24 protein-coding genes are annotated in these 26,901 nt (G+C 63.7%); 15 read left to right on the top strand and 9 right to left on the bottom strand.

Features of this window, described 5'->3' with window-relative positions:
* Positions 1–62: 62 nt before the first annotated feature.
* Positions 63–1,577, bottom strand: a complete 1,515-nt coding sequence (nifD, locus tag M4J40_RS11235; RefSeq protein WP_251754215.1) for a nitrogenase molybdenum-iron protein alpha chain — start codon at positions 1,575–1,577, stop codon at positions 63–65.
* 80 nt (positions 1,578–1,657) lie between these two features.
* The gene (gene nifH / locus M4J40_RS11230; protein WP_251727549.1) at positions 1,658–2,557 is read right to left on the bottom strand and encodes a nitrogenase iron protein; all 900 of its coding nucleotides are present in this window, start codon (positions 2,555–2,557) and stop codon (positions 1,658–1,660) included.
* Between the two features lie 538 nt (positions 2,558–3,095).
* Between nifH and M4J40_RS11225 the strand changes: the two genes are divergently transcribed.
* The 5 genes from M4J40_RS11225 (at position 3,096) to M4J40_RS11205 (ending at position 10,325) form a co-directional block, all read left to right on the top strand.
* Positions 3,096–4,688: an ABC transporter substrate-binding protein gene (locus M4J40_RS11225; RefSeq protein ID WP_251754214.1), complete on the top strand. Its 1,593-nt coding sequence runs from the start codon at positions 3,096–3,098 to the stop codon at positions 4,686–4,688.
* 92 nt (positions 4,689–4,780) lie between these two features.
* Positions 4,781–5,803 carry an ABC transporter permease gene (locus M4J40_RS11220; RefSeq protein ID WP_251754213.1) on the top strand — a complete coding sequence of 341 codons (1,023 nt, stop codon included), beginning with the start codon at positions 4,781–4,783 and terminating at the stop codon, positions 5,801–5,803.
* Entirely contained in the window at positions 5,800–6,627 is an 828-nt protein-coding gene (locus M4J40_RS11215) for an ABC transporter permease (RefSeq protein ID WP_251754212.1), read from the top strand. The genes M4J40_RS11220 and M4J40_RS11215 overlap by 4 nt, the downstream gene beginning before the upstream one ends.
* Positions 6,620–8,251, top strand: coding sequence for an ABC transporter ATP-binding protein (locus M4J40_RS11210; RefSeq protein ID WP_251754211.1), 1,632 nt, complete (start codon positions 6,620–6,622; stop codon positions 8,249–8,251). Before M4J40_RS11215 ends, M4J40_RS11210 begins: the two co-directional genes overlap by 8 nt.
* Positions 8,252–8,327: 76 nt before the next feature.
* A complete protein-coding gene (locus tag M4J40_RS11205) occupies positions 8,328–10,325 on the top strand; it encodes a CocE/NonD family hydrolase (RefSeq protein WP_251754210.1) in 1,998 nt (665 codons plus the stop codon).
* A 128-nt stretch (positions 10,326–10,453) separates the two neighbouring features.
* Here M4J40_RS11205 and M4J40_RS11200 read toward each other — a convergent pair whose 3' ends face one another.
* From M4J40_RS11200 to M4J40_RS11175, 6 genes are all read right to left on the bottom strand, one after another.
* On the bottom strand, positions 10,454–11,323 hold the full coding sequence (locus tag M4J40_RS11200; protein WP_251754209.1) for an SIR2 family protein: 870 nt from the start codon (positions 11,321–11,323) through the stop codon (positions 10,454–10,456).
* Between the two features lies 1 nt (position 11,324).
* Positions 11,325–11,537, bottom strand: a complete 213-nt coding sequence (nifT, locus tag M4J40_RS11195; protein WP_251754208.1) for a putative nitrogen fixation protein NifT — start codon at positions 11,535–11,537, stop codon at positions 11,325–11,327.
* Positions 11,534–11,833 carry a nitrogen fixation protein NifZ gene (locus M4J40_RS11190; RefSeq protein ID WP_251754207.1) on the bottom strand — a complete coding sequence of 100 codons (300 nt, stop codon included), beginning with the start codon at positions 11,831–11,833 and terminating at the stop codon, positions 11,534–11,536. The genes nifT and M4J40_RS11190 overlap by 4 nt, the downstream gene beginning before the upstream one ends.
* Before the next feature lies 1 nt (position 11,834).
* Entirely contained in the window at positions 11,835–12,029 is a 195-nt protein-coding gene (locus M4J40_RS11185) for a 4Fe-4S binding protein (protein ID WP_251727553.1), read from the bottom strand.
* A 147-nt stretch (positions 12,030–12,176) separates the two neighbouring features.
* Positions 12,177–13,952, bottom strand: coding sequence for a nif-specific transcriptional activator NifA (gene nifA, locus M4J40_RS11180; RefSeq protein WP_311134107.1), 1,776 nt, complete (start codon positions 13,950–13,952; stop codon positions 12,177–12,179).
* 191 nt (positions 13,953–14,143) lie between these two features.
* Positions 14,144–14,899, bottom strand: a complete 756-nt coding sequence (locus M4J40_RS11175) for a GntR family transcriptional regulator (protein ID WP_251754206.1) — start codon at positions 14,897–14,899, stop codon at positions 14,144–14,146.
* A gap of 623 nt (positions 14,900–15,522) precedes the next feature.
* On the opposite strand from M4J40_RS11175, the gene M4J40_RS11170 reads away from it, so the two are divergent.
* The 6 genes from M4J40_RS11170 (at position 15,523) to M4J40_RS11145 (ending at position 20,654) form a co-directional block, all read left to right on the top strand.
* Positions 15,523–16,482 carry a PfkB family carbohydrate kinase gene (locus M4J40_RS11170; RefSeq protein WP_251754205.1) on the top strand — a complete coding sequence of 320 codons (960 nt, stop codon included), beginning with the start codon at positions 15,523–15,525 and terminating at the stop codon, positions 16,480–16,482.
* A gap of 47 nt (positions 16,483–16,529) precedes the next feature.
* A complete protein-coding gene (gene kdgT, locus M4J40_RS11165; protein ID WP_251754204.1) occupies positions 16,530–17,522 on the top strand; it encodes a 2-keto-3-deoxygluconate transporter in 993 nt (330 codons plus the stop codon).
* A 56-nt stretch (positions 17,523–17,578) separates the two neighbouring features.
* On the top strand, positions 17,579–18,040 hold the full coding sequence (locus M4J40_RS11160; protein WP_251754203.1) for a YhcH/YjgK/YiaL family protein: 462 nt from the start codon (positions 17,579–17,581) through the stop codon (positions 18,038–18,040).
* Positions 18,041–18,070: 30 nt separating this feature from the next.
* Positions 18,071–18,913, top strand: coding sequence for a 5-dehydro-4-deoxy-D-glucuronate isomerase (gene kduI, locus M4J40_RS11155; protein WP_251754202.1), 843 nt, complete (start codon positions 18,071–18,073; stop codon positions 18,911–18,913).
* A gap of 20 nt (positions 18,914–18,933) precedes the next feature.
* Entirely contained in the window at positions 18,934–19,719 is a 786-nt protein-coding gene (locus M4J40_RS11150) for a gluconate 5-dehydrogenase (protein WP_251754201.1), read from the top strand.
* 101 nt (positions 19,720–19,820) lie between these two features.
* Positions 19,821–20,654 (top strand): class I SAM-dependent methyltransferase, encoded by an 834-nt coding sequence (locus tag M4J40_RS11145; protein WP_251754200.1) that lies wholly within the window; start codon positions 19,821–19,823, stop codon positions 20,652–20,654.
* A gap of 4 nt (positions 20,655–20,658) precedes the next feature.
* Here M4J40_RS11145 and alr read toward each other — a convergent pair whose 3' ends face one another.
* Positions 20,659–21,762 (bottom strand): alanine racemase, encoded by a 1,104-nt coding sequence (alr, locus tag M4J40_RS11140; protein ID WP_251754199.1) that lies wholly within the window; start codon positions 21,760–21,762, stop codon positions 20,659–20,661.
* A 196-nt stretch (positions 21,763–21,958) separates the two neighbouring features.
* Here alr and cpaB point away from each other — a divergent pair, with 196 nt between their 5' ends.
* The 4 genes from cpaB to M4J40_RS11120 are packed head-to-tail and all read left to right on the top strand — an operon-like array spanning position 21,959 to position 26,901.
* The gene (gene cpaB / locus M4J40_RS11135; RefSeq protein WP_251754198.1) at positions 21,959–22,888 is read left to right on the top strand and encodes a Flp pilus assembly protein CpaB; all 930 of its coding nucleotides are present in this window, start codon (positions 21,959–21,961) and stop codon (positions 22,886–22,888) included.
* A complete protein-coding gene (locus M4J40_RS11130) occupies positions 22,885–24,255 on the top strand; it encodes a type II and III secretion system protein family protein (RefSeq protein ID WP_251754197.1) in 1,371 nt (456 codons plus the stop codon). Before cpaB ends, M4J40_RS11130 begins: the two co-directional genes overlap by 4 nt.
* Positions 24,256–24,260: 5 nt before the next feature.
* Positions 24,261–25,502 (top strand): response regulator receiver protein, encoded by a 1,242-nt coding sequence (locus tag M4J40_RS11125; RefSeq protein WP_251754196.1) that lies wholly within the window; start codon positions 24,261–24,263, stop codon positions 25,500–25,502.
* Positions 25,495–26,901 carry a CpaF family protein gene (locus M4J40_RS11120; RefSeq protein WP_251754195.1) on the top strand — a complete coding sequence of 469 codons (1,407 nt, stop codon included), beginning with the start codon at positions 25,495–25,497 and terminating at the stop codon, positions 26,899–26,901. The genes M4J40_RS11125 and M4J40_RS11120 overlap by 8 nt, the downstream gene beginning before the upstream one ends.

Genomic DNA, 26,901 nt, shown 5'->3' with positions numbered 1-26,901 from the left:
GCGCGTGGTGAAAGGGTTGGCTTTTGGGGAGCCCCCTCCCCTTTCGGGGAGAGGGAGGCAGATCATTCGGCCGCTGCGAGCAGTTCGCCGCCATCCGTCCACGGCGCGTCGAACAGGTCCCAGACCGGATTGTTGATCGCAAGATCCATGTCGCGGGCGAAAATGGCGAAGCCATCATAGCCGTGATAGGGGCCCGAATAGTCCCAGGAGTGCATCTGGCGGAAGGGGATGCCCATCTTCTGAACGGGATACTTTTCCTTGATGCCCGAGCCGACGAGATCGGGGCGGATCTTCTCGACGAACTTCTCCAGTTCGTAGCCGGTGACGTCATCGTAGATCAGCGTGCCTGGCTTGGCGTAGTGACCGGTGCGCTGGTAGTCGTCGTTGTGGGCGAACTCGTAACCGGTGCCGGCGATCTCCATGCCGAGATCCTCGTAGGCGGTCATCACGTGACGTGGCCGGAGGCCGCCGACATAGAGCATGACCTTCTTGCCCTTGAGGCGAGGGCCGTATTTTTCCAGAATGCCGTCGACCAGCGGCTGGTACTTGGCGATGACCTCCTCGGCCTTCGCCTCGATTTCCGGGCCGAAGTGCTTGGCGATCTTGCGCAGGCTGGCGGCGATCTGCGAGGGGCCGAAGAAGTTGTACTCCATCCAGGGGATGCCGTACTTCTCTTCCATGTGCCGGCAGATGTAGTTCATCGAGCGGTAGCAGTGAATGAGATTGAGCTTGGCCTTCGGCGCGCGCTCCATCTCGGCCAGCGTGGCATCGCCCGACCAGTTGCCGCAGATGCGCAGGCCCATCTCCTCAAGGAGGCGCCGCGATGCCCAGGCGTCGCCGCCGATGTTGTAGTCGCCGACGATGTTGACGTCGTAGGGGCCGGCCTCCCATTCTGCTTCGGCGCTCTTGTCGAGCACCCAGTCGCGGATGGCGTCATTGGCGATGTGGTGACCGAGCGACTGCGACACGCCACGGAAGCCCTCGCAGCGGACGGGAACGATGGTCTTGCCGATCTCCTTGCCCTTGCGGCGGGAGACGGCTTCGATATCGTCGCCGATCAGGCCGATCGGGCATTCAGATTGCACGGAGATGCCACCGCTGAGCGGGAACATCTGCTCGATTTCGTCGATCACCTTGTCGAGCTTCTTGTCGCCACCGAAGACGATGTCCTTCTCCTGGAAGTCGGACGTGATCTGCATGGTGCCGAAGGCGTCGATGCCGGTGGTGCCCACATAGTAGTTGCGACGCTGCGACCAGGAGTACTGACCGCAGCCGACCGGGCCATGGCTGATGTGAACCATGTCCTTGACCGGTCCCCACACCACGCCCTTTGAGCCGGCGTAGGCGCAGCCGCGGATGGTCATCACGCCGGGGATCGACTTGATGTTCGACTTGACTTCGCATTCGGTGAGAAGCGGGCCTTCCTCGCCGACCGGCGCATCCGGCTCAACCTCGGCCGCCTTGGCGACGGAGAGATGCTTCTTGCGCCGCTTGGCGAACTTCTCGGGATACTGGGCGAGGACCTCGGCGATATATTGCTCGTGGGCCTTGCCGTCGTTTTCGTAACTGTCGCTCATGGTTCATGTCCTCGCGGAACGGGCCGAAGAATGAATGCGAAAGCCGGGGTCAAGGCCCGGCCTTCGCCTCCCCCCGGAGATCAGGCGGGAACCGCGGCCTGACGGGCGGCTTCCTTGGCGGCGAGTTCGGCGATCATCTGTTCGTCGGTCTTCATGATGCCGAAGGCGAGCAGCATGTCTTCCAGCTCTTCCATGGTGATCGGCGTGGGTATGGTGCCCTTGCCGCCGTTCTCGTGGATCTTGGTGGCAAGCTGCCGGTATTCCTCGGCCTGCTTGCTGTCCGGCGCGTACTGGATGACCGTCTGCTTGCGCAGTTCGGCGTGCTGGACGATGTTGTCGCGCGGCACGAAGTGGATCAGCTTGGTGTTGATGCGCTTGGCCAAGGCCTCGGCAAGATCGAGCTCGCGGTCGGTCTGGCGCTCGTTGCAGATCAGGCCGCCGAGGCGGACGCCACCAGTGTTGGCGTATTTCAGGATGCCGCGCGAAATGTTGTTGGCGGCGTAGAGTGCCATCATCTCGCCGGACATGACGATGTAGATTTCCTGCGCCTTGTTCTCGCGGATCGGCATGGCGAAGCCACCGCACACCACGTCGCCGAGAACGTCGTAGGAGACGTAGTCGACGTCGTCATAGGCGCCGTTTTCCTCGAGGAAGTTGATGGAGGTGATGACGCCGCGGCCGGCGCAACCGACGCCCGGCTCCGGACCACCGGATTCGACGCACTTGATGCCCTTGTAGCCGACCTTCAGCACATCTTCGAGTTCGAGGTCCTCGACCGAGCCATGTTCGGCGGCGAGGTGAAGAACGGTGTCCTGCGCCTTGGCATTGAGGATGAGGCGCGTCGAATCGGCCTTCGGATCACAGCCGACGATGAGGATCTTCTGCCCCATCTCGACGAGGGCAGCGAGCGTGTTCTGGGAGGTGGTCGACTTGCCGATGCCACCCTTGCCGTAGAATGCGATCTGGCGGAGTGCAGCCATGGTGATGGTTCCTTGTCTTCTCGAAAGCACCGGGAGGGGATGCCAACTCGGTCGGCAGCAAAGGGCCGCCTCACACCCAGCTATTTTCAAAGGCCGTGCCAACTGGCTATTCTTCTATAAAATTCAGTCTTTTCAATTATTTATAGACAAAACAGCACAAAACTGGCCAGCAACAGATGCTGTCGCGGGTCCGACAAAAGTCGACAGTCGATGTCGGGGGCGGGCTTTCAGTCGGTCGGCGTCGTGGCGGCTGCCGCTCAGGTACCCGCTCCATCCTGAGCGACAAGCGACTTGTTCACCACCAACGATTTTCGTGTCGAAAAACTCCGGCATGAATGAGAATTGCCCAAGCATGCGCCAGCACCTCGACAGAGGGTAAAATACGGCCTTACGTTGGTTGCATTCACAAGCAAGCTCACTTTAGGTTACACCCTCAAGCTGAATTGGTTCGACGCCCAGCGCCTTCCGCGATCAATTAGCCGCCGCCCACATATGCCTTGCGAGAGGCATGCCGATTGTTTGAAACCCGGGGAATTATATGAGCGAGAAACTCGATTATCTTGTCCAGCAGGCAAAAGCGGGCGGCCTCGATCGGCGTCATTTCCTGCGTCTGGCCGCAACCTCGGGCCTGACCGTCATTGCCGCCGAGGGGCTTCTCGCGAGCAGGGCGATGGCAGAGGAGCCGCCACGCAAGGGAGGCCATCTGAAGCTTGGGCTCGAAGGTGGAGCTTCCACCGACTCCCTCGATCCGGCAAAATACAGCGGCTCGGTCTCCTTCACCGTCGGCAGGACTTACGGTGATACGCTGGTGGACTCCGACCCGAAGACCGGCACACCATTGCCCTCGCTCGCCGAGTCCTGGGAGCCTTCGGCCGACGCATCGGTCTGGACCTTCAAGATCCGCAAGGATGTACGCTTCCACGACGACTCGTCGTTCACCGCCGACGATGCGGTCGCGACCCTGAAGCGCCACAGCGACACCGCGTCCCAATCCGGAGCCCTGGGGCTTCTTCGCTCGATCAAGACCATCGAGAACCGCGCCGGCGACCTCGTCATTACCCTTCACGAGGGCAATGCCGACTTGCCGCTGATCCTGACCGACTATCATCTGGTGATGCAACCGAACGGTGGCGTCGACAAGCCCGAGGCCGGCATCGGCACCGGCCCCTACAAGCTTGTCGACTATCAGCCCGGCGTCCGCATCACCTTCGAGAAGAACAAGGACGACTGGCGATCGGACCGCGGACATGTGGACAGCGTCGAAATCATCGTCATGAACGATGCTACCGCCCGCATCGCGGCGATCTCCTCCGGCCAGGTACACTACATCAGCCAGATCGATCCCAAGACGGTATCCCTGCTCAAGCGGTCGCCGCGCGTCGAGATACTACGGACGCCGGGCAAGGGCTTCTATTGCTTCCTGATGCATTGCGACACCGCACCATTCGACAATAACGACCTCAGGCTCGCCTTGAAGCATGCCATCGACCGTGAGGCGATGCTGAAGCAAATCCTCGGCGGCTACGGAAGCCTTGGCAACGACTTCCCCGTCAACGATGCCTATGCGCTGTTCCCCGAGGGCATCGAGCAGCGCCTTTACGACCCCGACAAGGCCGCCTTCCACTACAAGAAATCGGGCCACGACGGTGCGATCGTGCTTCGCACGTCCGACGTTGCCTTCCCGGGCGCGGTCGACGCTTCCGTCCTGTTCCAGCAAAGTGCTGCCAAGGCCGGCATCAAGCTTGAGGTCAAGCGCGAGCCCGGCGATGGCTATTGGACCAATGTCTGGAACGCCAAACCGTTCTGCGCCTCCTACTGGGGCGGCAGACCGACGCAGGACCTGCGCTACTCGACATCCTATTTGTCGACCGCCGAGTGGAACGACACCCGGTTCAAGAGCGAGGACTTCGACAAGTTGCTCCTGGCCGCCCGCTCCGAGCTCGACGACGATAAGCGCAAGGCGCTCTATCGCCAGATGGCGCTGATGGTGCGCGACGGCGGCGGCCTCATCCTGCCGGTGTTCAACGACTACATCGGCGCGGCGAGCAAGACGCTCAAGGGCTACGTCCACGATATCGGCAACGACATTTCCAACGGCCTCATCGCTAGCCGCGTCTGGCTCGAAGCCTGAAGTCATATTTCTCCGCGGAACCGGAAGCTCCCGGTTCCGCCCCGCTTCCGATCGTGGCGTTCCGCCAACACGGTCCCAACCCACCCTTGCGCATGACGATTTTCTCTTCCGACGTCACAAAGCCGGCTTCGACACCGGCGCCACCCGGCTTCCGCAAACGCTTTCCCTTGGCGACGCTGATCGCGCAAAGGCTCGGCCTCAGTGCCTTGCTGCTGGTCGCCGTTTCGATCCTGATCTTCGTCGGCGTCGAAGCGTTACCCGGCGACTTCGCCTCGACCTATCTCGGCCAAGCTGCAACCCCCGAGGCCGTCGCCAATATTCGTGCCGACCTCGGCCTGGACAAGCCGGTGGCCACCCGTTACGTCGAATGGCTTTCCGGCGCCCTTCATGGCGATTTCGGCATGTCCTGGGCCAGCCACGCTTCGGTCAGCCAACAGATAGCCAACCGACTGGGCAACTCGCTCTTTCTTGCTTTCGCAGCCGCCATCATCGCCGTCCCGCTGGCGGTCGGCCTTGGCATGGTGGCCGTTCTCTTCCGCAACCGAGTACCCGACCGACTGATCAACGTCGTCTCGCTGGCGGCGATCTCGCTTCCGGAGTTCTTCGTCGGCTATCTTCTCATCCTGTTCTTCGCGGTTGAACTCGGGTCCGTTCCTTTCCCGGCCACGGTCTATCGAGGCATGCCCCTCTTCGATCGTCTCGAGGCCATTGCACTGCCGACGGCGACGCTGGTCCTGGTGGTGCTCGCCCACATGCTCAGGATGACCCGGGCCGCCATTATTTCCGTGATGGCCTCACCCTACATGGAGACCGCCGAGCTCAAGGGATTGCCGAGTTATCTTGCGATCCTTCGGCACGCGGTGCCCAACGCCATCGCTCCGATCATCAACGTCGTCGCGCTCAACCTCGCCTACCTGATCGTCGGAGTCGTGGTTGTCGAGGTCGTCTTTGTCTACCCAGGCATGGGGCAGTACATGGTCGATGCCGTCACCGTACGCGACATGCCGGTGGTCCAGGCCTGCGGCCTCATCTTCGCCAGCGTCTACATCCTTCTCAACATGATGGCCGACATCGCCGCCATCATCGCCAACCCCAAACTGAGGCATCCGAGATGAGGGCGCGCGACATTCCCCCGAGCGCCTGGATCGGCATCATCGGCATTACAGTAACGGCCGGCGCCGCTGTCTTCGCCCCTTATGTCGCCCCCTATGGGGAACGCGAGATCGTCGGCGATATCTGGGAGCCGATGAGCTCGACATTCCTGCTCGGTACCGACAATCTTGGCCGCGATCTGCTTTCACGTCTGATCTACGGTGCCCGAACCACGCTCGCCGTGGCTCTCGCCGCTTCGGTGTTGTCCTTCTCGATCGGCATCACGCTGAGCTTCATCGCCGCCGCCACTCGCGGCGTTGTCGATCAAGGCCTGTCGCGGCTCAACGACCTGATGATGTCAATTCCGACGCTGATCTTCGCTCTCGTGCTCCTGGCGGTCCTGCCGCAGAGCGTGTGGGTACTCATCCTGGTCATGGCCGTGCTCGATTCCACCCGCGTCTTTCGGTTGGGCAGGGCGATCGCCCTCGATATCTCGGTGATGGAGTTCGTCGAGGCCGCGCGGCTGCGCGGGGAGAGAACCATCTGGATCATCTTCCGCGAAATCCTGCCGAATGCTCTGTCGCCGCTTCTGGCGGAGTTTGGGCTGCGCTTCGCCTTTTCCATCCTGTTCCTGTCGACGCTGTCCTTCCTCGGCCTGGGGATACAGCCGCCAACCGCCGACTGGGGCGGCATGGTCAAGGACAACAAGGATGGCATCATCTTTGCCGTTTCCGCCGCCCTCATCCCTGGCGCGGCCATCGCCACGCTTGCCGTTTGCGTCAACCTGGTCGTCGACTGGCTCCTGAAGAGAACGTCCAGCCTCAAGGGAGGACGCGACGATGGCTGATTTCTTTACGGTCCGGGACCTCAGGATCGCAGCCAAGGTCTATCCGCCCGGCGAACGCCCCCGCGACATGGAGATCGTCAGCGGCGTCTCCTTCTCGCTGGAGAAAGGCAAGGTGCTTGGTCTCATCGGCGAGTCGGGCGCCGGAAAGTCGACCATCGGCCTCGCCGCGCTCGCCTATGGGCGAGGAGGCATCCGCATCACAGGCGGAGAGGTGCTGCTCGACGGAGAAGATATCGTCACCTTTTCGAAGCGCGACATCCGCCGCCTGCGTGGCGCCCGCGTCGCCTATGTGGCGCAGTCGGCCGCCGCCGCCTTCAATCCAGCGCATCGACTTATCGATCAGGTTGTGGAGGCGACGCTTCTGCACCGGCTGATGGATCGTCCATCGGCCCGCGCGCGAGCCGTCCACCTCTTCGAGGTGCTTGGCCTGCCAGATCCGGACCATTTCGGCGACCGCTATCCGCACCAGGTCTCCGGCGGACAGCTCCAGCGGGCGATGACCGCGATGGCATTGTGCCCCAATCCCGAGCTCATCGTCTTCGACGAGCCGACCACGGCGCTGGACGTCACCACCCAGATCGACGTGCTCGCCGCCATCAAGCATGCGATCCGCGAAACCGGCACCTCGGCGCTCTACATCACCCACGACCTCGCCGTGGTCACTCAGATCGCCGACGACATCATGGTGCTGAGAAACGGCCAGACGGTCGAATACGGCACTGTGAGCCAGATCATCGAGGCTCCGAAGGAAGACTACACCAAGGCGCTGATCGGCGTGCGCAAGTCGCGGGAGACGGAGGCGACGGACCAGTCTGGCACGCTTCTCAAGGTGGAGAACGTGACCGCCGCCTACGGCAACGGCGTTCCCGTCCTAAAGGATATTTCGCTGCATCTGCCGAAGGGGCAGACGCTTGCCATCGTCGGCGAGTCCGGTTCGGGCAAATCGACGCTTGCCCGTGCCATCACCGGTTTGCTGCCTCCGAGCGATGGGCGGATCCTCTTTGACGACGAGGTTTTGCCGGCACTTCAAAAGCGCCGGAGCAAGGACCAACTGCGGCGCATCCAGCTCATCTACCAGATGGCGGATACCGCCATGAACCCAAGGCAGACGGTCAGCCAGATCATCGGGCGTCCGCTTACCTTTTACTTTGGCCTCAGGGGACGCGAGAAGGCGAGGCACATCGCCGAACTCCTCGACGCCATCGAGATGGGAGAGGGCTTTGCCGACCGTTACCCGGGCGAGTTGTCGGGTGGCCAGAAGCAGCGGGTAGCCATCGCCCGGGCGTTGGCCGCCAAGCCCGACCTGATCCTCTGTGACGAACCAACGTCGGCGCTTGATCCGCTGGTGGCTGAGGGCATCCTCGATCTGTTGATGCGCCTTCAGCGGGAGACGGCGGTGTCCTACCTGTTCATCACGCACGACATTTCCATCGTCCGCGCCCTGGCCGATTCGGTGGCCATCATGCTGAACGGGCGCCTGCAACGCTTCGGCCCGAAGTCGCAGGTGCTGTTGCCGCCCTTCGACGACTACACCGACCTCCTGCTCAAATCGGTTCCGGAAATGCGGATCGGCTGGCTGGAGGAGGTTCTGAAAAGCCGGCACATCACGAGCGCCGGCAACTGACACACGCCCTGAATCAGCCCACGCGCAGCGTGCCCGATCCGATGGGCCGCGTTGTGGAACTTACGGACCGATCTCCATGACCGACAGCGACTTCACCGTCATCGAAAACGAATGGATCCCCCTTGGCGACGGCACCCACCTCGCCGCCCGCATCTGGATGCCCGAGGGAGCCGAGGCCGACCCGGTTCCCGCAGTTCTGGAGTTCCTGCCCTACCGCAAGCGTGACGGTACCAGTCCGCGCGACGAATCCACCTATCCCACCTTCGCGCGGAACCGGATCGCCGGTGTCCGTGTCGACATTCGCGGGTCTGGCGAGTCGGAAGGCGTCATCGACGGCGAGTACACACCGCTTGAGCTGGCCAACGCCGCCGAGGTGATCGGCTGGATCGCCAGTCGCCCCTGGTGCAACGGTTCGGTCGGAATGATGGGAATCTCCTGGGGCGGCTTCAACTGTCTGCAAACCGCCGCCTTGCGTCCCCCTGCCCTCAAGGCCGTGATCTCCATCGCGTCGACGGTTGATCGATACAACGACGACATCCACTACAAGAATGGCTGTCACCTCTACTCCAACCTTTCCTGGGCGGCGAACATGCTCGCCTACCAGTCTCGCTCGCCCGATCCTGCCCTGGTCGGCGATCGCTGGAAGGCCATGTGGCTCGAAAGGCTGGAGAACGAGCCCTTTTTCCTGGAAGACTGGCTGGCACACCAACGCCGGGATGCCTTCTGGAAGCATGCCTCCATTTGCGAGGCCTTCGATGACGTGACCATTCCCGCGCTGGTGATTGCCGGTTGGGCCGATGGCTACCGCAACACGCCTTGGAAAGCCGTCGAAGGCCTTGGCGACAAGGCCAAGGCCATTGTCGGCCCCTGGATCCACAAATACCCGCATTTCGCCTGGCCCAAGCCACGAGCCGACTTTCTCAACGAGGCGGTCCGCTGGTGGAACCGTTGGCTCAAGGGCGAGCAAAACGGCGCCGAGAACCTGCCGCAGGTGAGAGCCTACATCATGGAAGAGGCGCGCCCGGCGCCATGGCGCGACTTCGATCCGGGGCGTTGGATCGCTCTTCCTCACTGGAGCAAGCCGGAGATGCTCCGGCAGTGCCTCGACGCGACCGGTTGCCTCGTCCCTGGCGACGGAGTGGCGGGAGCTCCCGGCGATATCGTTCTGAAGTCGCCCCTGGATACCGGCACGACAAGCGGCGAATATTTCACCCTAAAGCCCGACGCGCAGATGGCGGGTGACCAGCGCTTCGATGACGGAGCGTCGCTCTGTTTCGAGACGCAACCGATGGAGGCGGATCTCGAGCTCCTCGGGCAACCGGTCCTGACCCTGCGGCTTGCTTCCGACGCCGCCATCGCCAATTTCGTCGCGCGACTGGTCGACGTCCATCCCGACGGCACGGCTTACCGCATCGCCTTCGGCGTGCTCAATCTCACGCATCGGGAGAGCGACGAGTTTCCCGCCGCCATGCCGCCGGGCGAAAAGGTCGAGGTGTCACTGACACTCGATGCCTGCGGCTATCGGCTGAAGTCCGGCCATCGGCTGCGGCTGGCGCTTTCCTCCGCCTATTGGCCGATGATCCTACCGCCGCCGTCAGACGCCGCGCTGACCATCGACCGGGCGAGCCTCAGGCTCGACCTTCCCCTTCTGGGGACGCATGAGGGGATCGACATGCCGGAACCGGCCGATCCCGATCCGCTGCCAAAGTACATCACCCGCGTACCTGGACGGACCGAGCGATCGGTAAGCCGCAACCTGACCGACAATCGCACGGATTACCGCATCTTCGAGGATCGTGGCTGCGAGGAGCACCCGCAGACCGGTCTTGCCGTCCGCGAAGTGCGCGACGAGACTTGGTCGATCTCCCCCGACGATCCCCTGAGCATGACCGGCCGCAGTCTTTGGACCTGTGAGATGGAGCGGCCAGGCTGGTTTGTTCGCACGGTGATCGACACCGCTCTGTCCTGTACGGCGACGGACTGGAAGTTGTCGGCAACGGTGACCGCATATGACGGCGACGAAAAGGTCTCCGAGAAATCGTTTGCCAAGACGATTGCCCGGGACTTCATGTAAGGGGCCTCGCGTAGCCCCTCAAAGAGTCCGCCGACAGCAAGAGGGTGTTGTGGCTCAAAAGGTGTACCGCACTGAAAAGAGCCACGCCCCCCTGGGCTTGAATCTGCTTCTCGTGGCTGGGCACGGCGTCATCCAACGAGGCTTTGCATCGCCTCCGCAAGCGGCAGGTCGATCACCGCAATCCCTTCGGCGGCCAGGAAGCGGCGCTCATTGACTGTCAGTGTCGCAAGGTCGGCCACACAGGCATGCGGCCCCGCCGATCGCTTGACGATCTGGCGCGCGTAGGTCCGGAGCATCTGGTCGTGAAAGCGACAGCCGAGGAACAGGAATCCGCGCGTCGACCGTCGCGCGCGAACCTCCTCCGGGATCGGCGTCTGGATGTCGATCTCCGTCAGAGACTCGACGTAATCGCTGTCGGAAACCAGCACGTCGCCAATCGGCCGTATGCCGCCATGCGGCCTGTAGAGCAGCGTCCTCGCGTTATCCGGCTCGGCGTCGGCACCAGCAAGATCGATGGAGCGATACCAGCGATCCTCGCCGAGAGCGGCGCGCGACTGCCCCTGCACGTCCACGACGTCGGTCCGCCCGGCATCCGCCATGGCGGCAGCCAGCGTGCCGTCGTACCAGCTGTCGACCACGAGGCTGAGAGGAAGCTTGGCCAGATAGCGATGGAAGGCCGAAGGGCTGGGTTCCCCGGCAAAGACGTCGACCATCAGCTTCTTCAACGTACGCCGGTGGCGATGGCTTTCGATATATTGGGCGACGGCCCACATGTTGCCACGGATGCGGCCGGGGACGGGCACTCGCTTCTGCAGCGCGGCGGCGACGTCCTCCGGCGAAGCCGGGACGGGCGATGCCCCTTCGAGCGTCAGAAGACCAGGGCCAAGGTAGGGGGCGAGGCGATCGGCCAGAAGGTCGGCGCGCAGATCGGTCAGCGCGGCGCGCGCGGCCTCGCCGGAGATGGTCTGAAGCTGGCCGCCGGCAAGGAGCGCGCTCATGTCAGTCGTCCTCGCCGCGTCGGCGGGCGTTGACGGTCACCGGCAGGCGGGTTTCGGAGGGCATGTCGGGAAGATCCAGCACCCAGCCGTTCTTCAGGGTGACGGCGCCGCCCCAGAGATCGTCCCTCTCCTGCGAGACGATGGGCTCTTCGAGGTCCTTCTTGGCGACGTAGGCGGACAGCCCCTTTGCAGACTGGCGGATCATCACTTTCATGGCGCGGAACGCTCCGTCCTCTCAAGGGCATCGAGCGCGCCGAGTTCGCGCGCGCGCATGCCGACCAAGACACCGCGATCGACCCACTCGACCGCATAGATGTAGAACTGCTGAAGGAAGGTGCCGATGTCCCGCACGTAGCCGACGTCGCCCTTGTGGACGAGGCGCTCGCCGATATCGCGTCCGGGGAAGGTGCCGTCGTTCTTCACGTTGAGGCGCGCGATCACCTTGTCGCCGGGGTGGAAGCGGGGCGGCCCATCGATTTCGATCTCCGGCTCCCGCTCGACGAAGGGCATGTCAGGCTGCCTTGGCAATGGCGCCGGACGGGCACACGTCGTCGCACTGCGGCGCGGCGGCTACACCCTCGCACTCCGTGCATTTCTGCGGGTCGATGACGTAGACGCCCCCCTTCATGCGGATGGCCTTGGAAGGGCATTCGCACTCGCAGGCACCGCAGGTGGTGCAATCGTCGGCATTGATGGACATGGCCATGGCGAGATCTCCGTGAAAGGTCCGCCATGGGCATCGCAAGGCATGTGCCAAAAATTCATGCCTTTATTTTCAGTCGGTTATGAGATCAAAACCTCCAAAGGGCGGCGGTGACGCGACACACCCTTGTCGGACTTCCGACAGGAACGATCAGAACCTCTTCAGCTCGACGCGATGCTTCTTGAGCGCGTAGCCGATCTGGCGGGGCGTCAAGCCGAGGATACGCGCTGCCTTGGCCTGCACCCAGCCGGATTTCTCCATGGCATCGATCAGCCGCTCCTTCTCGCCCGCGCGATGACCTATGGCAGGGCAGTCGGGACCGGCATGCTCGCACAGCGGACTTTCGGCTTGCGGCTCGGCGTAGGCCACCGAATCGTGTGGCCGCGCCGTCGGCGGTAGCGGCACCGGTGGCCTGAGACCGGGCACCAGAACCTCGCCGCGCTTCAAGGCCGTGAGCTGTTCGTCGGCCGTCACGTGGTGGGCGCCGGTCCACAAGGTCGCCGAAAGGCACTCGCCGTGCGCGCAGGCAAAGTCCTCGCGGCGGATGGTGTCGCTGCGGGAGAGCGTCGCCGTGCGGCGGACGCAGTTCTCCAGCTCGCGCACGTTGCCCGGGAAGTAACACTTGCCCAGCAGATCGAGCGCCTTGTCGGTTATGTTCAGGCGACGGCTGTTCTCGCGGTTGAAGCGGTCCAGAAAGGCGCGGGCAAGCAACGGAATGTCGCCGGGCCTTTCGCGCAGGGGCGGCAGAAACACCGGAACGACGTTGATGCGATAGTAGAGGTCGGCGCGGAAGTCGCCCTTTGCAACGGCCGCTTCGAGATCGCGATTGGTGGCGCAGATGAGACGGACGTCAACCTTCAGCGTCCGGGTGCCGCCGACACGCTCGAACTCGCCCTCTTGCAGAACGCGCAGCAGCTTCGACTGGAAGGCTGTCGAGATCTCGCCGATCTCGTCGAGCAACAACGTTCCACCATTGGCAAGCTCGAAACGGCCCGGCTTGAGAGCTATGGCCCCGGTGAAGGCGCCCTTCTCGTGGCCGAACAGCTCGGACTCGAGCACGCTCTCGGAAACGGCCGCGCAGTTGAGCTTGACGAAAGGCTTGGCCTTGCGGCTGGACAGTTCGTGGATGGCGCGCGCGAACAGCTCCTTGCCGGTGCCGCTCTCCCCGCGCAATAGCACCGTGGAGTTGGACGGCGCGACGATGGAGATCGTCTCCATCACGCGACGCACCGACGGACTGTCGCCGACGATGCCGCCGATGCTGACCCGGACTCGGGCCGGCTTGGGCTTTTCGTCGAGCGCCTTCTCTAGGCGTGACCGCTCGTCGATCAGGCGCTTGCGGTCGGCAGCGACGATACGGTGGAGACGCACCGCCTGCCCGACGAGATTGGCGACCATGGCGAGGAAGCGCAGGTCCTCGTCGATGCGGATGTCGGTCGAGCCGTCCCAGACGCGGTCGATGCTGAGCGTCCCGATCACCTTGACATCGTCCTTGATCGGCACACCGACAAAAGAAACGCGGCTGGGGTCGTGGGCGGCCGGCGTATCGGCGAACAGCGGGTCGGTGGCCGTATCCTGAACGACGAGCGACGTCTGCGTCGCGACGATGCGATCGATGACCGCCTGCGGAAGGCTGTCGATCGGGCGCCCCTTCACCTCGCCGGCCCAGCCGGCCGTGGCCACGATCTCCGGTTCGCCAATCTCGTCGATGACGACGATCATGCCGCGCCGCATGGCGAGGAAGGACGTAAGGATATTGACGACGCTCGCCAGCATGCTTTCGAGACGAACGGGCGCGTTGAGTATCTTCGATATCTCGTAAAGGCCGAACAGCACCATCTCGGCGCTCTGCCGGCCTTCACGGCGAACAACAGGTGACGTCTCGACGGGGGCGAGGCGAGGCGGTTGGCGGACTGCCACGATCATGCCATGGCTCCTCAGGTCGGGGCCGGCAGGGAGGATACCGGCTTCCCACCTCTATAGGCTCAAGGCAAAACCTGTGTTTGTCACGCACGAATTGCAGTCAATCCTGAGACCAACCTGCATAATACGAAAGCATATAAGTTTGTTTACTTAAGAAGGTCTGCGACAGGACGTGGAGGCGTCCCTTGGTACGGTCAGGCCGTTTCGCCGGCCCAGCGCTCGTAAACGGCACCGACGTCGCCCGAGAAATAGTCTGGATTGAGCTCACGGATCGGCGCGAGGCTGATGCGAAGTCCATCAAGATGCCGATCCATGGCCGCCGCAGCCACTGCCGGGTCGCGATCGGCGATGGCGTCGACAATCTCTTCGTGCTCGCCGAGCGCCCGCTCCATACGATGCGGCTGAGGCAAGGTCAGGCGGCGGTAGCGGTCGAGCTGAACCTTGATCTGAACGATCATCGCCCACAGGCCCGGCAGCTTGCCCGCCTCGGCAATGGCCCGGTGCATGAGCTCGTCGGAAGCATGGAAGCCGTCGATATCCCCGGTGGCAAGCGCCTCGCGTTGGCGTTCGATGATCGCCCTGAGGCCGGCTATGTCGGAGCCTTTGGCGCTCTCGGCCGCCGCCCGTACGGTCACCGCCTCGAGCGCAGCGCGAGCAACGATGATTTCGGGCAGAATCTCGGCCGGAATCCGGGAGACCATGGTTCCGGACTTGGGTACGATCTCGATCAGCTTCTCGTCGGCAAGGCGGAGAAGCGCTTCGCGAACCGGCGTCCGGCTGACGCGGGCTTCGATGGCGATCTCTTTTTCGAAAATGACGTCACCCGGACGACGACGCATGGACACGATGTCATCCCTCAGCCGGCGGTGAACCAACTGGGCGGCCGTCTCACCAGCCGGCGCAGCGGCGACCGGGGATCGTCCACTGTCGTTCATGGTCCATGTCGTCATCGGGTCCGCTCCATGGGCTGCCCTAGTGGCCGTATGCGCAGTCGATTCCCCGAGGAGGCCGACGGAGAGGTGCGCCTGCCGCCCGTCCGTCGCGCCACTCCGCTGATGGCAAACCGACTCCATCTCGTATTTCAGATATATGAAAAATAGTCAGAGCGGGTTAGTGCCAAGCTCGCGGATCAGGGGCGATACGGATACGCCCGCCGACCAAAGGTCGCGCGCCTTTCCAGCATAAGTCGGTCCGCCTCAAGTGGAAACCTGACGCCAGCCGACCATACCGGAATTCCTCGGCAGTCCTCCCAACACGCCAAAACGACTCATCAATAAACATAACGACGATCATGCCCGCATATACCTTATATATCTTGTATATAAGATTGTATATATTATGCGACACCCAACTCATGTCGAAATTTATACTTTAATAAAACCACGCGAATTTTCAGATTATCTGTACCTTGAGTCCTATATAGACTTTCGATGTGTACGCGATTCCAGAATATAGACATGGATTAATGCGTATTGACTTGGAGCGGCAGCAAGTAGATGTTGCAGCCAGCAAGACGGATGGGGGAGGCCAAGCGCCCTCCCGGAGCTCGAACGGCGAGCGATCGGAGGATGATGTGACCAAGGACATCCGCGTGGCAGCCATCGGAGAATGCATGGTCGAGCTGCAGGAGCGACCCGACGGCGGCATCACGCAGTCCTTCGGTGGCGACACCTTCAACACGGCGGCCTACATGGCGCGGCTTGGAACGGAACTCGGCAGCTTCGTCGACTATGTCAGCGCCATCGGTGACGACCCGTTCAGCGATGCTATGGCCGCTTTCTGGCGCAGCCAGGGTGTCGGCGACCGACTGGTGCTGCGTCGCCCGGGGCGTCGCCCCGGCCTCTACTTCATCAAAACCGATACCGCCGGCGAGCGCCGATTCTATTACTGGCGCGGCGAAGCCGCCGTTCGCGAGACATTCGAGACCGACGGGTCCGATGTCATCCTCACCGCGCTTTCGGGCTACAGCAACATCTACCTCTCCGGGATCAGTCTCGCGGTGCTGAAGCCGCAAAGCCGGGCTCGTATCATCACTCGCCTCGGCGAACTCGCTCGCGATGGCGTCGCCGTCGACTTCGATTGCAACTACCGTCCGCTTCTTTGGGAGAACGTCGAGACGACGCGCGCCACCTATGAAGAGGTCATCGCTTTCGCAAGCCGCGTCCTGGTGACGGTCGAAGAACTCGAAGTCCTCGGCATCGCCCCAACGCCGGAGGCCGGCGCCAGTCACTTCGCGGCCAATCCGCGCCTCGAAGTGGTGATCAAGGACGGCGCCAAACCCTGCACGATCGTCCACGGCGGCAAGATCGAGACCGTACCCGCCACCGCCGTCGACAAGGTGGTCGACACCACCGCCGCTGGCGACAGCTTCTCGGCCGCCTATCTCCTCGGTCGTAGCCTCGGTCTCGCGCCAGCGGACGCCGCGCTTCGCGCCCACGCGGTCGCAGGCGCCGTCGTGCAACACCGGGGCGCCATCATTCCGAAAGACGCCACCCCCGACGTCTTCGCCGACGAGATCGCCCGGCGTCGATAAGCCGACAGCTCCAATACCATTCCACACGCTGGAGATGACAGGTCATCATGAACATCAAGAAGACGATCGATAAGGTCCCTGGCGGGCTGATGCTGGTGCCGCTGATCCTCGGCGCACTGTGCAAGACCTTCTATCCGGAAGCCGGCAAGTACTTCGGTTCCTTCACCAACGGACTGGTTTCCGGAACGGTGCCGATCCTCGCCGTGTGGTTCTTTTGCATGGGCGCCACAATCGACCTCCGTGCGACCGGCACCGTGCTGCGCAAGTCTGGCAATCTCGTCATCGTCAAGACGCTGATCGCCTGGGCCGCCACCTACGCCGCCGCCCAGTTCCTGCCGATCGAAGGCGTGCAGGCCGGGCTCTTCGCCGGCTTTTCTGCGCTGGCCATCTGCGCCGCGATGGATATGACCAACGGCGGCCTCTATGCGGCGGTGATGCAGCAGTACGGCACCAAGGAAGAAGCTGGCGCCTTCGTTCTGATGTCGATCGAATCCGGCCCACTGGTGTCGATGTTCATCCTGGGCGCCGCCGGCGTCGCCACCTTCGAGCCGCATCTGTTCGTCGGCGCCGTGCTGCCCTTCCTGGTCGGTTTCCTGCTCGGCAACCTCGACAAGGACCTGAAGGACTTCTTCGGCAAGTGCGTGCATACGCTGATCCCGTTCATCGGCTTCGCGCTCGGTAACGGCATCGACCTGCATGTCATCGCCCAGACCGGCCTTGGCGGCATCCTGCTCGGCGTCATCGTCATCATCATCACTGGCATTCCGCTGATGTTGGCCGACAAGTTGATCGGCGGCGGCAACGGCACCGCCGGCCTCGCGGCTTCCTCCACCGCCGGAGCGGCGGTCGCCAACCCGATGATCATCGCGGAGATGGTGCCTGCCTTCAAACCGGCCGCCGCCGCCGCCACCTCGCTGGTCGCCGCCGCCTGTCTCACCACGGCGATCCTGGTGCCGATCCTGACCGGCATCTGGGCCAAGCGTGTCAGAAGCGCCGCCCCAGCACCCCTTCCGGTCGAAAAGCTGCAAGCGGCCGAATAATCGCGGAGGGGCCGACGCCAAGCGCCGACCCCAAAATCGCTTCCCGGAGAAAGCCGATGTATCTCAGTCATATCGCCACGCTCGACCGCGACGCCGCCAACCTGCCCGAGGACATCCGGCGAGGGCTTCGTTTTCTCGCGGAGACCGACATCAACGCCTTGCCAGCCGGCCGCGTCGACATCGACGGCGATCGCCTGTTCGCTCTGATCCAGGACTACGAGACGGTGCCCAAGGCCGACAAGCGTCCCGAATCCCATGCCCTTTACATCGACATCCAGTACGTGGCGAGCGGCCGAGAGCTCATCGGCTATGCGCCTCTCGCCGGCAACAATCCGGTGTCGGAGGATCTTCTGGAAAGCCGCGACATTCAGTTCTTCGCCACGGTGGCCGACGAGACCGATCTCGTTCTGGGCACCGGCGCCTACGCCATCTTCCACCCCACCGACATCCACAGGCCCGGGTGCGCCATGGGCGCACCTGCCAAGGTCCGCAAGGTCGTCGTCAAGATCCAGGCCTGATCGCCTCACCTCTCACCATCGGAGACACCAATGGATATTCGCTATTCGGCCAACCAGAAGGACTTCAAGCGCTACACCACCGAGGAAACGCGCGCGGAGTTCCTGATCGAGAACCTCTACCGCGATGACGAGGTGGTCGCCGTCTACTCCCATGTCGACCGCATGGTCACGCTCGGCTGCAAGCCGGTCAACGAGGCGGTGCCGCTCGACAAGGGCATCGATTGCATGAAGAACTTCGGCACCGCCTACGTGCTGGAGCGCCGCGAGATCGGCATCTTCAACATCGGCGGGGCCGGCTCCATCGAAGCCGACGGCGAAACCTTCCAGCTCGGCTTCCAGGACTGTCTTTACATCACCAAGGGTACCAAGTCGGTCGCCTTCCGGAGCGACGATCCCAAGGCGCCGGCCAAGTTCTACATGGTGTCGGCGCCGGCACATAAAGCCTGCAAGACCACCTTCCTGTCGATGACGGACGCCAAGAAGAAGCCGCTTGGCGACGAGGCGACCGCCAACAAGCGCGTCATCAACCAGTTCATCCATCCAGACGTGCTGGAGACCTGCCAGCTTTCCATGGGTCTCACCCAGCTCGCGCCTGGAAGCGTCTGGAACACCATGCCGGCCCACACCCACGAGCGCCGCATGGAGATCTACACCTATTTCAACATTCCCGAGGGACAGGCCGTCTTCCACATGATGGGCGAAGGCAACCAGACCCGACACATCCTGGTGCAGAACGAACAGGCGGTCATTTCGCCCTCCTGGTCGATCCATGCTGGCTGCGGCACCAGCGCCTACACCTTCATCTGGGCGATGGGCGGCGAAAACCAGACGTTCGACGACATGGACCACATCGCCATCGGCGACCTGCGCTAACCGAGCAAGGACTGACTGCAATGACCTATCCGAACGCATTCTCCCTGGAAGGCAAAGTGGCTCTCGTCACCGGCGCCTCCTACGGCATCGGCTTCGCGTTGGCCAGCGCGCTGGCCGAAGCTGGCGCCACCATCGCCTTCAACGACATCAACGAGGAGTTCCTTGCCAAGGGGCTTGCCGCCTACAAGGCGGCGGGCATCGACGCCCGGGGCTACATCGCCGACGTCACCGACGAGGCCGCCGTGCAGAAGCTGGTGGCCGACATCGAGAAGGATCTCGGCACCGTCGACATCCTGGTCAACAACGCCGGCATCATCAAGCGCATCCCCATGCATGAGATGGACGTCAAGGACTTCCGCCAGGTGATCGACATCGACCTGACGGCGCCGTTCATCGTCGCCAAGGCGGTCATCCCAGGCATGATGAAGAAGGGCAGCGGCAAGATCATCAACATCTGCTCGATGATGTCCGAGCTCGGCCGCGAGACGGTGTCGGCCTACGCCGCCGCCAAGGGCGGCCTCAAGATGCTGACCCGCAACATCGCCTCCGAGTATGGCGCCTTCAACATCCAGTGCAACGGCATCGGCCCCGGCTACGTCGAGACACCACAGACCGCGCCGCTGCGTGCGCCCGGCCACCCGTTCGACGCCTTCATCCGCGCCAAGACGCCGGCCGGCCGCTGGGGCACCACCGACGATCTGAAGGGCCCGGCGGTGTTCCTCGCCTCGTCAGCCTCGGACTTCGTCAACGGCCACATCCTCTACGTCGACGGCGGCATTCTCGCCTACATCGGCAAGCAACCCTGATCGACCGATCTCTTGAACAGGACGGCCGCGTTCCACCGAGACGCGGCCGTGTTTTTCAGAACCTAGATTTCGGGGCGGACGAGGCCTACCGTGCCGCCATCATGTACGAAGTCATCTCAGAATTTCTCGCCCGCCCCGCTCCCTTTTCCATATCGACCACCGAGCAGCTATGGACCGACCCGCATATCGCGACGGAGATGCTGCGCTTTCATCTCGACGAGACCAGCGACCTCGCCTCGCGACGGCCGGGCGTCATCGACGCCTTCGTCGACTGGCTTGATCGACGCCATCCGCTCTCCGGCCTGACCGTCGCCGATCTCGGCTGTGGGCCCGGCCTCTATGCCAGTCGCTACGCCCAAAGAGGCGCCAAAGTGACCGGTCTAGACTTCTCGGCCAACTCGCTGGCTTACGCGCGCAAGGCGGCGGACTCGGCGGAGCTGTCCATCGACTATCGGCGAGCCGACTATCTCAAGGACGAGCTGCCCTCAGGGCAAGGGCTCGTCACCATGATCTATGGCGACTTCTGCGCAATGGCACCGGAGGCGCGCAAGCTGATCCTCGCCAAGGTCAAGGCCATGCTGCGACCGGACGGCATCTTCGTGTTCGACGTCTTCTCGACCGGCATGTTCGATGAGCTGAGCGAGGAGACAATCTTCGCGCCGCGCCTGATGAACGGCTTCTGGGCGGCCGGAGACTATGTCGGCTTCAAGACGACGCACCTCTACAGCAACGAGGCGATCGGTCTAGACCGCTATCTCATCGCGGCGCCCGGCCGAACTTTCCAGGTCTACAACTGGATGCAGTATTACACGCCTGCCAGCATCACCGAGGAGGTGCTGGCAGGCGGCTATTCCAGCGTGGAGATCGTCGATTTCGCGACCGGCGGCCCATGGCCAGGCGGGGCCAGCGCTTTCGCGGTGATCGCCCGCCCCTGAGCGGTTAGCGGTAAACGCGGTGGTAGCGTCGACCGAGGGAGGTCAGCACCTCGTAGCCGATGGTGCCGGCGGCGCGGGCAAGATCGTCGGCGCTCTGGTGCGGACCGATCAGCTCGAGGAGATCGCCCTCGGCGAGGGTGCCGACCGGAAGGGCGCTGATGTCCACCGAAAAGCTGTCCATGGAGACGCGCCCGACCGACGGCAGCCGCGTATCGCCATGAAAGGCGGCCGCGGCGCCGCCAGAGAAGCGGCGCCACCAGCCATCGGCGTATCCCGTCGCCAAGGTGGCGAGGCGGGTCGTCCGGCTGGCGCGGAAGGTGTAGCCATAGCCGACCGAGGTGCCCGTTTCGATCTCGCGAAGCTGGGCGACCCTGACTCTGAGGTCGACCACCGGCTTGATGCCCGTGGCCAGGGGGCTCGTCTCGATGCCATAGAGCGCTGCGCCGGGGCGGGTGAGATCGAAGTGATAGTCCGGTCCGAGGAAGATGCCGCTTGACGCGGAGAGCGAGCCGGCGAGTCCCGGAAGACGAGCGCGAGCGGCGCGGAAGGCGGCAAGTTGTTCGCCGCTCGCCGGCTTGTCAGGCTCGTCGGCGCAGGCAAGATGGCTCATGACAAGACGGCCGCCGGTCGCTGCGAGCAGGCCGGGTTCGTCGGCAAGAGCTTGCTGCTCGGCGACATCGAGGCCGAGACGCGACATGCCGGTATCGACCTGGATAACCGACGGCCGGCTGCCGCGACTGGCTTCGGCCCAGGCGCGACATTGGGAAAGCGAATTCAGGACCGGCAGGACTCCGTCGCCGTAGGCAGCAGCGGTGCCCGGCATCAGACCGTTGAGGACGTAGATGGTCGCATCACGAGGCAGCAGCGGGCGGATCGCCCCGGCCTCCGACAGCGTGACCACGAAGAAATCGCGACAGCCGGCCTCATAGAGTGGGCCGACCAGCAGCGTGGCGCCCAAACCGTAGGCGTCGGCCTTGACCACGGCGGCAGAACGGGCCGGCGCTACGCGGGCCGCAAGGCTGCGCCAGTTGGCGACGATGGCCTCGACGCCGATCGTCAGAATGCCGCCAGCCGCGGCCGCGCCTGAAACGCCCTCAGAAGCCGACACTGTTTCCTCCGCACCCGATGAACCGTCGACACTCGGCTTAGTCCCCCTTCCTGCCCGCCGCAAGCCGCAGCCGCGAAGAACCGGCTTCGGAAGAGTAAACAAAACCTTGAGATGACTGCGGAAAAGCCACGAACCGATTGAACCGGCCTTTATCGCAAAGCTGCTAGCCTGAGCGCATCTGAAGATGAGTGTCTCAATGCGTGCCAATTTCAAGGTCATGATCGTGCTTGCCATCGCCTGCGGCGGCGGTGCTATCTGGGCGGGCGGCCGCTGGCTCGACAACGCCTCGGCGGCGCGCATCAGGGAAATCGAGGCAGCGCGGCCGTCGGTGACCTTCGGCACTCTCGTTGTGGCCGCCAAGCCTTTGCGCTTCGGCGCACCGCTTTCCCGCCAGGCGGTCCGCGAGATCCCCTGGCCGAACGGTGACCTGCCAAGCGGCGCCTTCGCGACCAAGGACGATCTGTTCAAGGACGGCGACCGCACCGTGCTCTATCCGCTGGAGCAGGGCGAACCACTGTTCGCCTCCAAGCTAACGGGGCCCGGCGAACGCGCCGCCGTTTCCCGACTGATCTCCGACGGAAACCGGGCCGTGACGCTCCGCGTCAACGAGGTTGCCGGCGTCGGAGGTCTGGTTCTGCCAGGCGACCGGGTCGACGTCGTATTGACCACGGGCGAAACTGCCGAGGTCATTCTTCAGGACGTGCGCATCCTGTCGATCGACCAGATGGCCGACGAAAAAAGCACCGAACCGATGGTGGCGCATACCGCGACGGTCGAAGTTTCACCGGAAGCCGCGCAGAAGCTGGTGCTGGCCCAAAGCGTCGGCAGCCTGTCATTGGTGCTCCGGCGCGCCGGCGAAGTGAGAGCCGAGGCGTTCCGTCCCATCAGCGTCGCCGACCTCACGACGGCCCGCAAGACCGAAAACGCCAAGGCCGAGATACCGCCGACTTCGCCGGCAACGGATGCCACGGTGTGGGTGCGGCGGGCAACCGAACTGACCCAGTACTCCGTACCGGCGAGGGATGGCGGTCCGAGCCGCCTCGTGACGCCACCCGGCGCGCCGACTGGGCCAGTTGAAGCGCCCTCGCCTCCCCCAGCATCGATCGCCGCCGGAGAACCGCAATGACCCTCTCGACGCGCGCAGCTTCCTACGTCATTGCTCTCCTCGCTCTCGTCATGGTCGTCGCCTTGCCGGCCGAGGCCGCCTCGCCCATCCGGATGACGGCTGCGACCTCGGGCCAGTCGTTCTCGATTGCCAAGGGCGTGCCGCAGATGATCGTGACGACGACCCCCTTCTCGGAAATCGTCGTTGGCGATCCGGCGCTGGCCGACGCCTGGCCGCTCACCGACAAGTCGTTCATGGTGCTCGGCTCGAAGGGGGGCGTGACCGGAATCGTCCTGTTCGACAAGGAGCGCAACGTGGTCGGCGCCGCCGACTTCGAAATCTCCCTGCACACCGACCGGCTGCAAGCGGCGCTTGAGCGAAAGCTGCCCGACGCCAAGGTTGACGTGTCCTCGGCAAATGGCTCGATCGTCCTGTCGGGCATGGCGGCCGACCAGAAGACCATCGACGAAGCCGGCGCCATCGCCAAGGAGTTCGGCGGTGAGAAAGTCGTCAATGCCGTCGACATCGGCGGCGGCAAGCAGGTTCAGCTCAAGGTCCGCTTCCTTGAAGCCACGCGTTCGGCCAGTCGTGAACTGGGCCTGGGCTGGGCGGTCCAGAGCGACGGAATCGCAGTGGGAGTCGGCTCTTCGACACTCGCCTCCGGTTCCACGCCGTTCGGCGAGATCGTCAGCCAGGTTCTCTCGGGCGGACTCTCGGTCGACATGGTCGTGAAGGCGCTGGAGGCGCGCGGCCTCGCTCGCTCGCTTGCCGAACCCAACCTCGTGGCGTTGTCCGGCCAGACCTCCAGCTTCCTCGCCGGCGGCGAGTTTCCGGTGCCGGTTGCCGGCGACCAGAACTCTATCTCGGTCGAGTTCAAGAAGTTCGGCGTGGGGCTGGACTTCACACCGACGGTCGCGCCGAATGGCCTCATTCACCTCAACATCAAGCCGGAGGTGAGCGAGATTGACTACTCGGCGGCGGTGACGATCAACGGCATCACCATTCCCGGTCTCAAGGTGCGACGCTCGGACTCGACGCTGGAACTGCGCGACGGGCAGAGCTTCGTGATCGCCGGCCTGCTCACCAACTCGCGCTCCGTATCGAACAACCGCGTGCCCTGGCTTGGCTCGGTGCCGGTGCTCGGCAACTTGTTCCGCTCCACCGCCTACAAGCGTTCGGAAACCGACCTCGTCATCATCGTGACTCCGCACATCGTCGATCCGCTCGGCGCCGGCGCCACCATCGCCACACCGTTCGATCGCGCAGTGCCGGGCAGCGATCTCGACGCTTTCGCACGCGGCAATGCCGAAGTTCCACCCGACCCGACCGCCTATCTCGCCGCCAATGGCGCATCGACCGGTGGCTACATCCTGGACCTGGTACGATGACGCCAATGGCCGAAACCTCCATCAATTTCGGCACCGTCGTCGTCGTCACCGCCGACAAGGACTTCGCCGTCCTCGTGGCGGACGCGCTTCGCACCTCCGGCGCCAACGTGGGCGACCTCAAGGTACGAACACCCGACAAGCTGTCCGACGAACTCGCTGACCCGGCCTGCGGCCTCGTCGTCCCGGACCTCGACGCCTTTCCCGATGGCCCTGTTGCCGGCCTGTCCGAGCTCTATCGACAAGCCGGGCCGTCGGTGCGCTTCCTCCCCGTCACCGGCGTGTTCGACGCCGAGGTGGCCCGCGGCTTCCTCAGGCTGCGACTCCAGGACTTCCTGGTAAAGCCGGTCGTGCTCTCCGACCTTGCCCACACGCTCACCCGCCTTGGTCGCGACGAAGCCGATCCCTACCCGGACTCCCGGATCTATACCTTCCTGCCGGCGGCCGGCGGAGTGGGTAACACGACCCTGGCGCTGCAGGCGGCCGCGCTGCTTCATCAGGCAGCGGCGCGGCGCCACCAGACGACATGCGTCGTCGATCTCAACCTTCAGAACGGTTCCTGCGCCGAGTATTTCGACATCGAGCCGCATTTCGACATCGCCGAGATCGAGAACCAGCCGGACCGGCTCGACCGCAAGCTGCTCGACGTCATGCTGAGCCGTCACAAATCGGGTCTTGCCATCGTCTCGGCACCGCCCTGCCCCTGGGAAATGCGCAGCTACCGGCCGGATCTCGTGGCACGATTGCTCGACCTCGTCGCCGGGCATTTCGACAACGTGGTGATCGACCTGCCCCGAACCTGGTTTCCCTGGACCGACTCGGTTCTTCAAGGGTCGGATCACGTCTTTCTCACCACCGAAATGACGGTGCCGGCACTGCGACAGGCGCAGCGACTCGCACAGGCCGTCCGGGAACGCGTCCACAAGAACGCCCGCTTCGGCGTCATCCTCAATCGCGTCGACGCCAAGGGGAGCCCAAGCGTGTCGCTTTCCGAGGTCAAGGAGCTGTTCGGAGACGACTTTGCCGGCTCGGTCGCCAACGACTACAAGGCCGTGAGAGAGGCGCTGGATCAAGGTCGTCCCCTCGGCGAGGTGGCTCCCAACTCTCGGGTGATCGCCGACCTCAGAGCGATCATTGCCGACCCGGCAGAGCTTGCCGCCCCCTCGTGGACGACGCCTCTTCGCTCCATTCTCGCCCGTCTGAAGCGCTCCGACATCTCTGCCAGGATCAAGGGGAGGCGTCATGCGTAGCCGCTTCCAGACCCTGCAATCGGGCGACGCACCACCGACGATGCCCAGCGACCGGTCGACGGCATCGCTGATCCAGGTAGCCCCCTTGCGCGAAATGGAGCCGTTGCCGCTACCCAAGCCGATCAACGAGAAGCTGATCGCCGCCAAGGACAAGCTGCACAAGCGCCTGATCGAGGACCTCAACCTTTCCCAACTCGAGAAGCTGTCGCCCGACGCGGTGATGCGCGAACTCTACGGCCAGGTGAGCGCCTTCGCCGCCGAAGAGCGCCTGGCACTCAACGAGCAGGAGTTCGGCGAGTTCGTTACCGCCGTCTACGACGAGATGATGGGGCTCGGACCGCTGGAAGCGGTGATGCGCGACCCAACGATCAACGACATCCTGATCAACGGTCATCAGAACTGCTTCGTCGAGCGCTTCGGCAAGCTCGAGCCGATCAACATTCCCTTCAAGGATGAGGCGCACCTCTTGCGCATCATCAACAAGATCGTGGCGGCCGTCGGCCGGCGCATCGACGAAAGCCACCCGACCTGCGATGCCCGCATGCTCGATGGCTCGCGTTTCAACGCGGCGATCCGACCGATCGCCGTCGACGGCCCCCTGGTCTCCATCCGCAAGTTCGCCAAGAAGAAGCTGTCGCTCGATCGACTGATCGATGTCGGCGCGCTGGCCAAGCCGATGGGGGAGTTGATGGCGGCGGCCGTCAATGCGCGCGTCACCACGCTGATCTCGGGTGGTACCGGCACCGGCAAGACGACCATGCTCAACGCCCTCTCGGCCTTCATATCGCCGGACGAGCGCCTGATCACGATTGAGGATGCGGCCGAACTGCAACTGCAGCAGCCGCATGTCGCCCGCATGGAAACGCGCCCTGCCAACACCGAGGGCCACGGCGAGATCCGCCAGCGCGACCTCGTCAAGAACGCACTGCGCATGCGACCCGATCGCGTCATTCTCGGCGAGTGCCGTGGCGAGGAGGCCTTTGACATGTTGCAGGCCATGAACACCGGCCACGAAGGATCGATGGCCACGATCCACGCCAACACGCCGCGCGACGCCATCTCACGCCTCGAACAGATGCTGGGCATGACCGGCATGCCGATGACCGTCGCCTCCATCCGCTCGCAGATCGCCTCGGCCATCCACCTGATCCTGCAACTGACCCGTCTGTCCGACGGCAAACGTCGCGTCACCTCCATTTCGGAGATTACCGGCATGGAGGGCGACATCATCCAGATGCAGGAGATCTTCCGCTTCAATCGCCTGCGTACGGAGGTAGACGGGACAGTCGTCGGCGAGTTTCGCGCCACCGGCATTCGGCCTCGCTTCCTTGACGATCTCGTCGCCAAGGGCATCACCGTGCCGAGCGCCTACTTCGACCCCACCAAGCCACTCGTGTGA

This window comes from Pleomorphomonas sp. JP5 (assembly GCF_023721815.1).
Lineage (GTDB): Bacteria > Pseudomonadota > Alphaproteobacteria > Rhizobiales > Pleomorphomonadaceae > Pleomorphomonas.
This window is presented reverse-complemented; position numbering and strand designations above follow the sequence as displayed.

Bases quoted from the DNA above. Each gene is read 5' to 3' on its own strand.
- nifA (WP_311134107.1), bottom strand. From the start codon at position 13,952: ATGATCGTGGCAGTCCGCCAACCGCCTCGCCTCGCCCCCGTCGAGACG.
- M4J40_RS11120 (WP_251754195.1), top strand. From the start codon at position 25,495: ATGCGTAGCCGCTTCCAGACCCTGCAATCGGGCGACGCACCACCGACG.
- M4J40_RS11205 (WP_251754210.1), top strand. From the start codon at position 8,328: ATGACCGACAGCGACTTCACCGTCATCGAAAACGAATGGATCCCCCTT.
- M4J40_RS11185 (WP_251727553.1), bottom strand. From the start codon at position 12,029: ATGGCCATGTCCATCAATGCCGACGATTGCACCACCTGCGGTGCCTGC.
- M4J40_RS11175 (WP_251754206.1), bottom strand. From the start codon at position 14,899: ATGACGACATGGACCATGAACGACAGTGGACGATCCCCGGTCGCCGCT.
- M4J40_RS11125 (WP_251754196.1), top strand. From the start codon at position 24,261: ATGGCCGAAACCTCCATCAATTTCGGCACCGTCGTCGTCGTCACCGCC.
- M4J40_RS11220 (WP_251754213.1), top strand. From the start codon at position 4,781: ATGACGATTTTCTCTTCCGACGTCACAAAGCCGGCTTCGACACCGGCG.
- M4J40_RS11130 (WP_251754197.1), top strand. From the start codon at position 22,885: ATGACCCTCTCGACGCGCGCAGCTTCCTACGTCATTGCTCTCCTCGCT.
- M4J40_RS11160 (WP_251754203.1), top strand. From the start codon at position 17,579: ATGTATCTCAGTCATATCGCCACGCTCGACCGCGACGCCGCCAACCTG.
- nifH (WP_251727549.1), bottom strand. From the start codon at position 2,557: ATGGCTGCACTCCGCCAGATCGCATTCTACGGCAAGGGTGGCATCGGC.
- nifD (WP_251754215.1), bottom strand. From the start codon at position 1,577: ATGAGCGACAGTTACGAAAACGACGGCAAGGCCCACGAGCAATATATC.
- cpaB (WP_251754198.1), top strand. From the start codon at position 21,959: ATGCGTGCCAATTTCAAGGTCATGATCGTGCTTGCCATCGCCTGCGGC.
- kdgT (WP_251754204.1), top strand. From the start codon at position 16,530: ATGAACATCAAGAAGACGATCGATAAGGTCCCTGGCGGGCTGATGCTG.
- M4J40_RS11225 (WP_251754214.1), top strand. From the start codon at position 3,096: ATGAGCGAGAAACTCGATTATCTTGTCCAGCAGGCAAAAGCGGGCGGC.
- nifT (WP_251754208.1), bottom strand. From the start codon at position 11,537: ATGAAAGTGATGATCCGCCAGTCTGCAAAGGGGCTGTCCGCCTACGTC.
- M4J40_RS11215 (WP_251754212.1), top strand. From the start codon at position 5,800: ATGAGGGCGCGCGACATTCCCCCGAGCGCCTGGATCGGCATCATCGGC.
- kduI (WP_251754202.1), top strand. From the start codon at position 18,071: ATGGATATTCGCTATTCGGCCAACCAGAAGGACTTCAAGCGCTACACC.
- M4J40_RS11145 (WP_251754200.1), top strand. From the start codon at position 19,821: ATGTACGAAGTCATCTCAGAATTTCTCGCCCGCCCCGCTCCCTTTTCC.
- M4J40_RS11210 (WP_251754211.1), top strand. From the start codon at position 6,620: ATGGCTGATTTCTTTACGGTCCGGGACCTCAGGATCGCAGCCAAGGTC.
- M4J40_RS11150 (WP_251754201.1), top strand. From the start codon at position 18,934: ATGACCTATCCGAACGCATTCTCCCTGGAAGGCAAAGTGGCTCTCGTC.
- M4J40_RS11190 (WP_251754207.1), bottom strand. From the start codon at position 11,833: ATGCCCTTCGTCGAGCGGGAGCCGGAGATCGAAATCGATGGGCCGCCC.
- M4J40_RS11200 (WP_251754209.1), bottom strand. From the start codon at position 11,323: ATGAGCGCGCTCCTTGCCGGCGGCCAGCTTCAGACCATCTCCGGCGAG.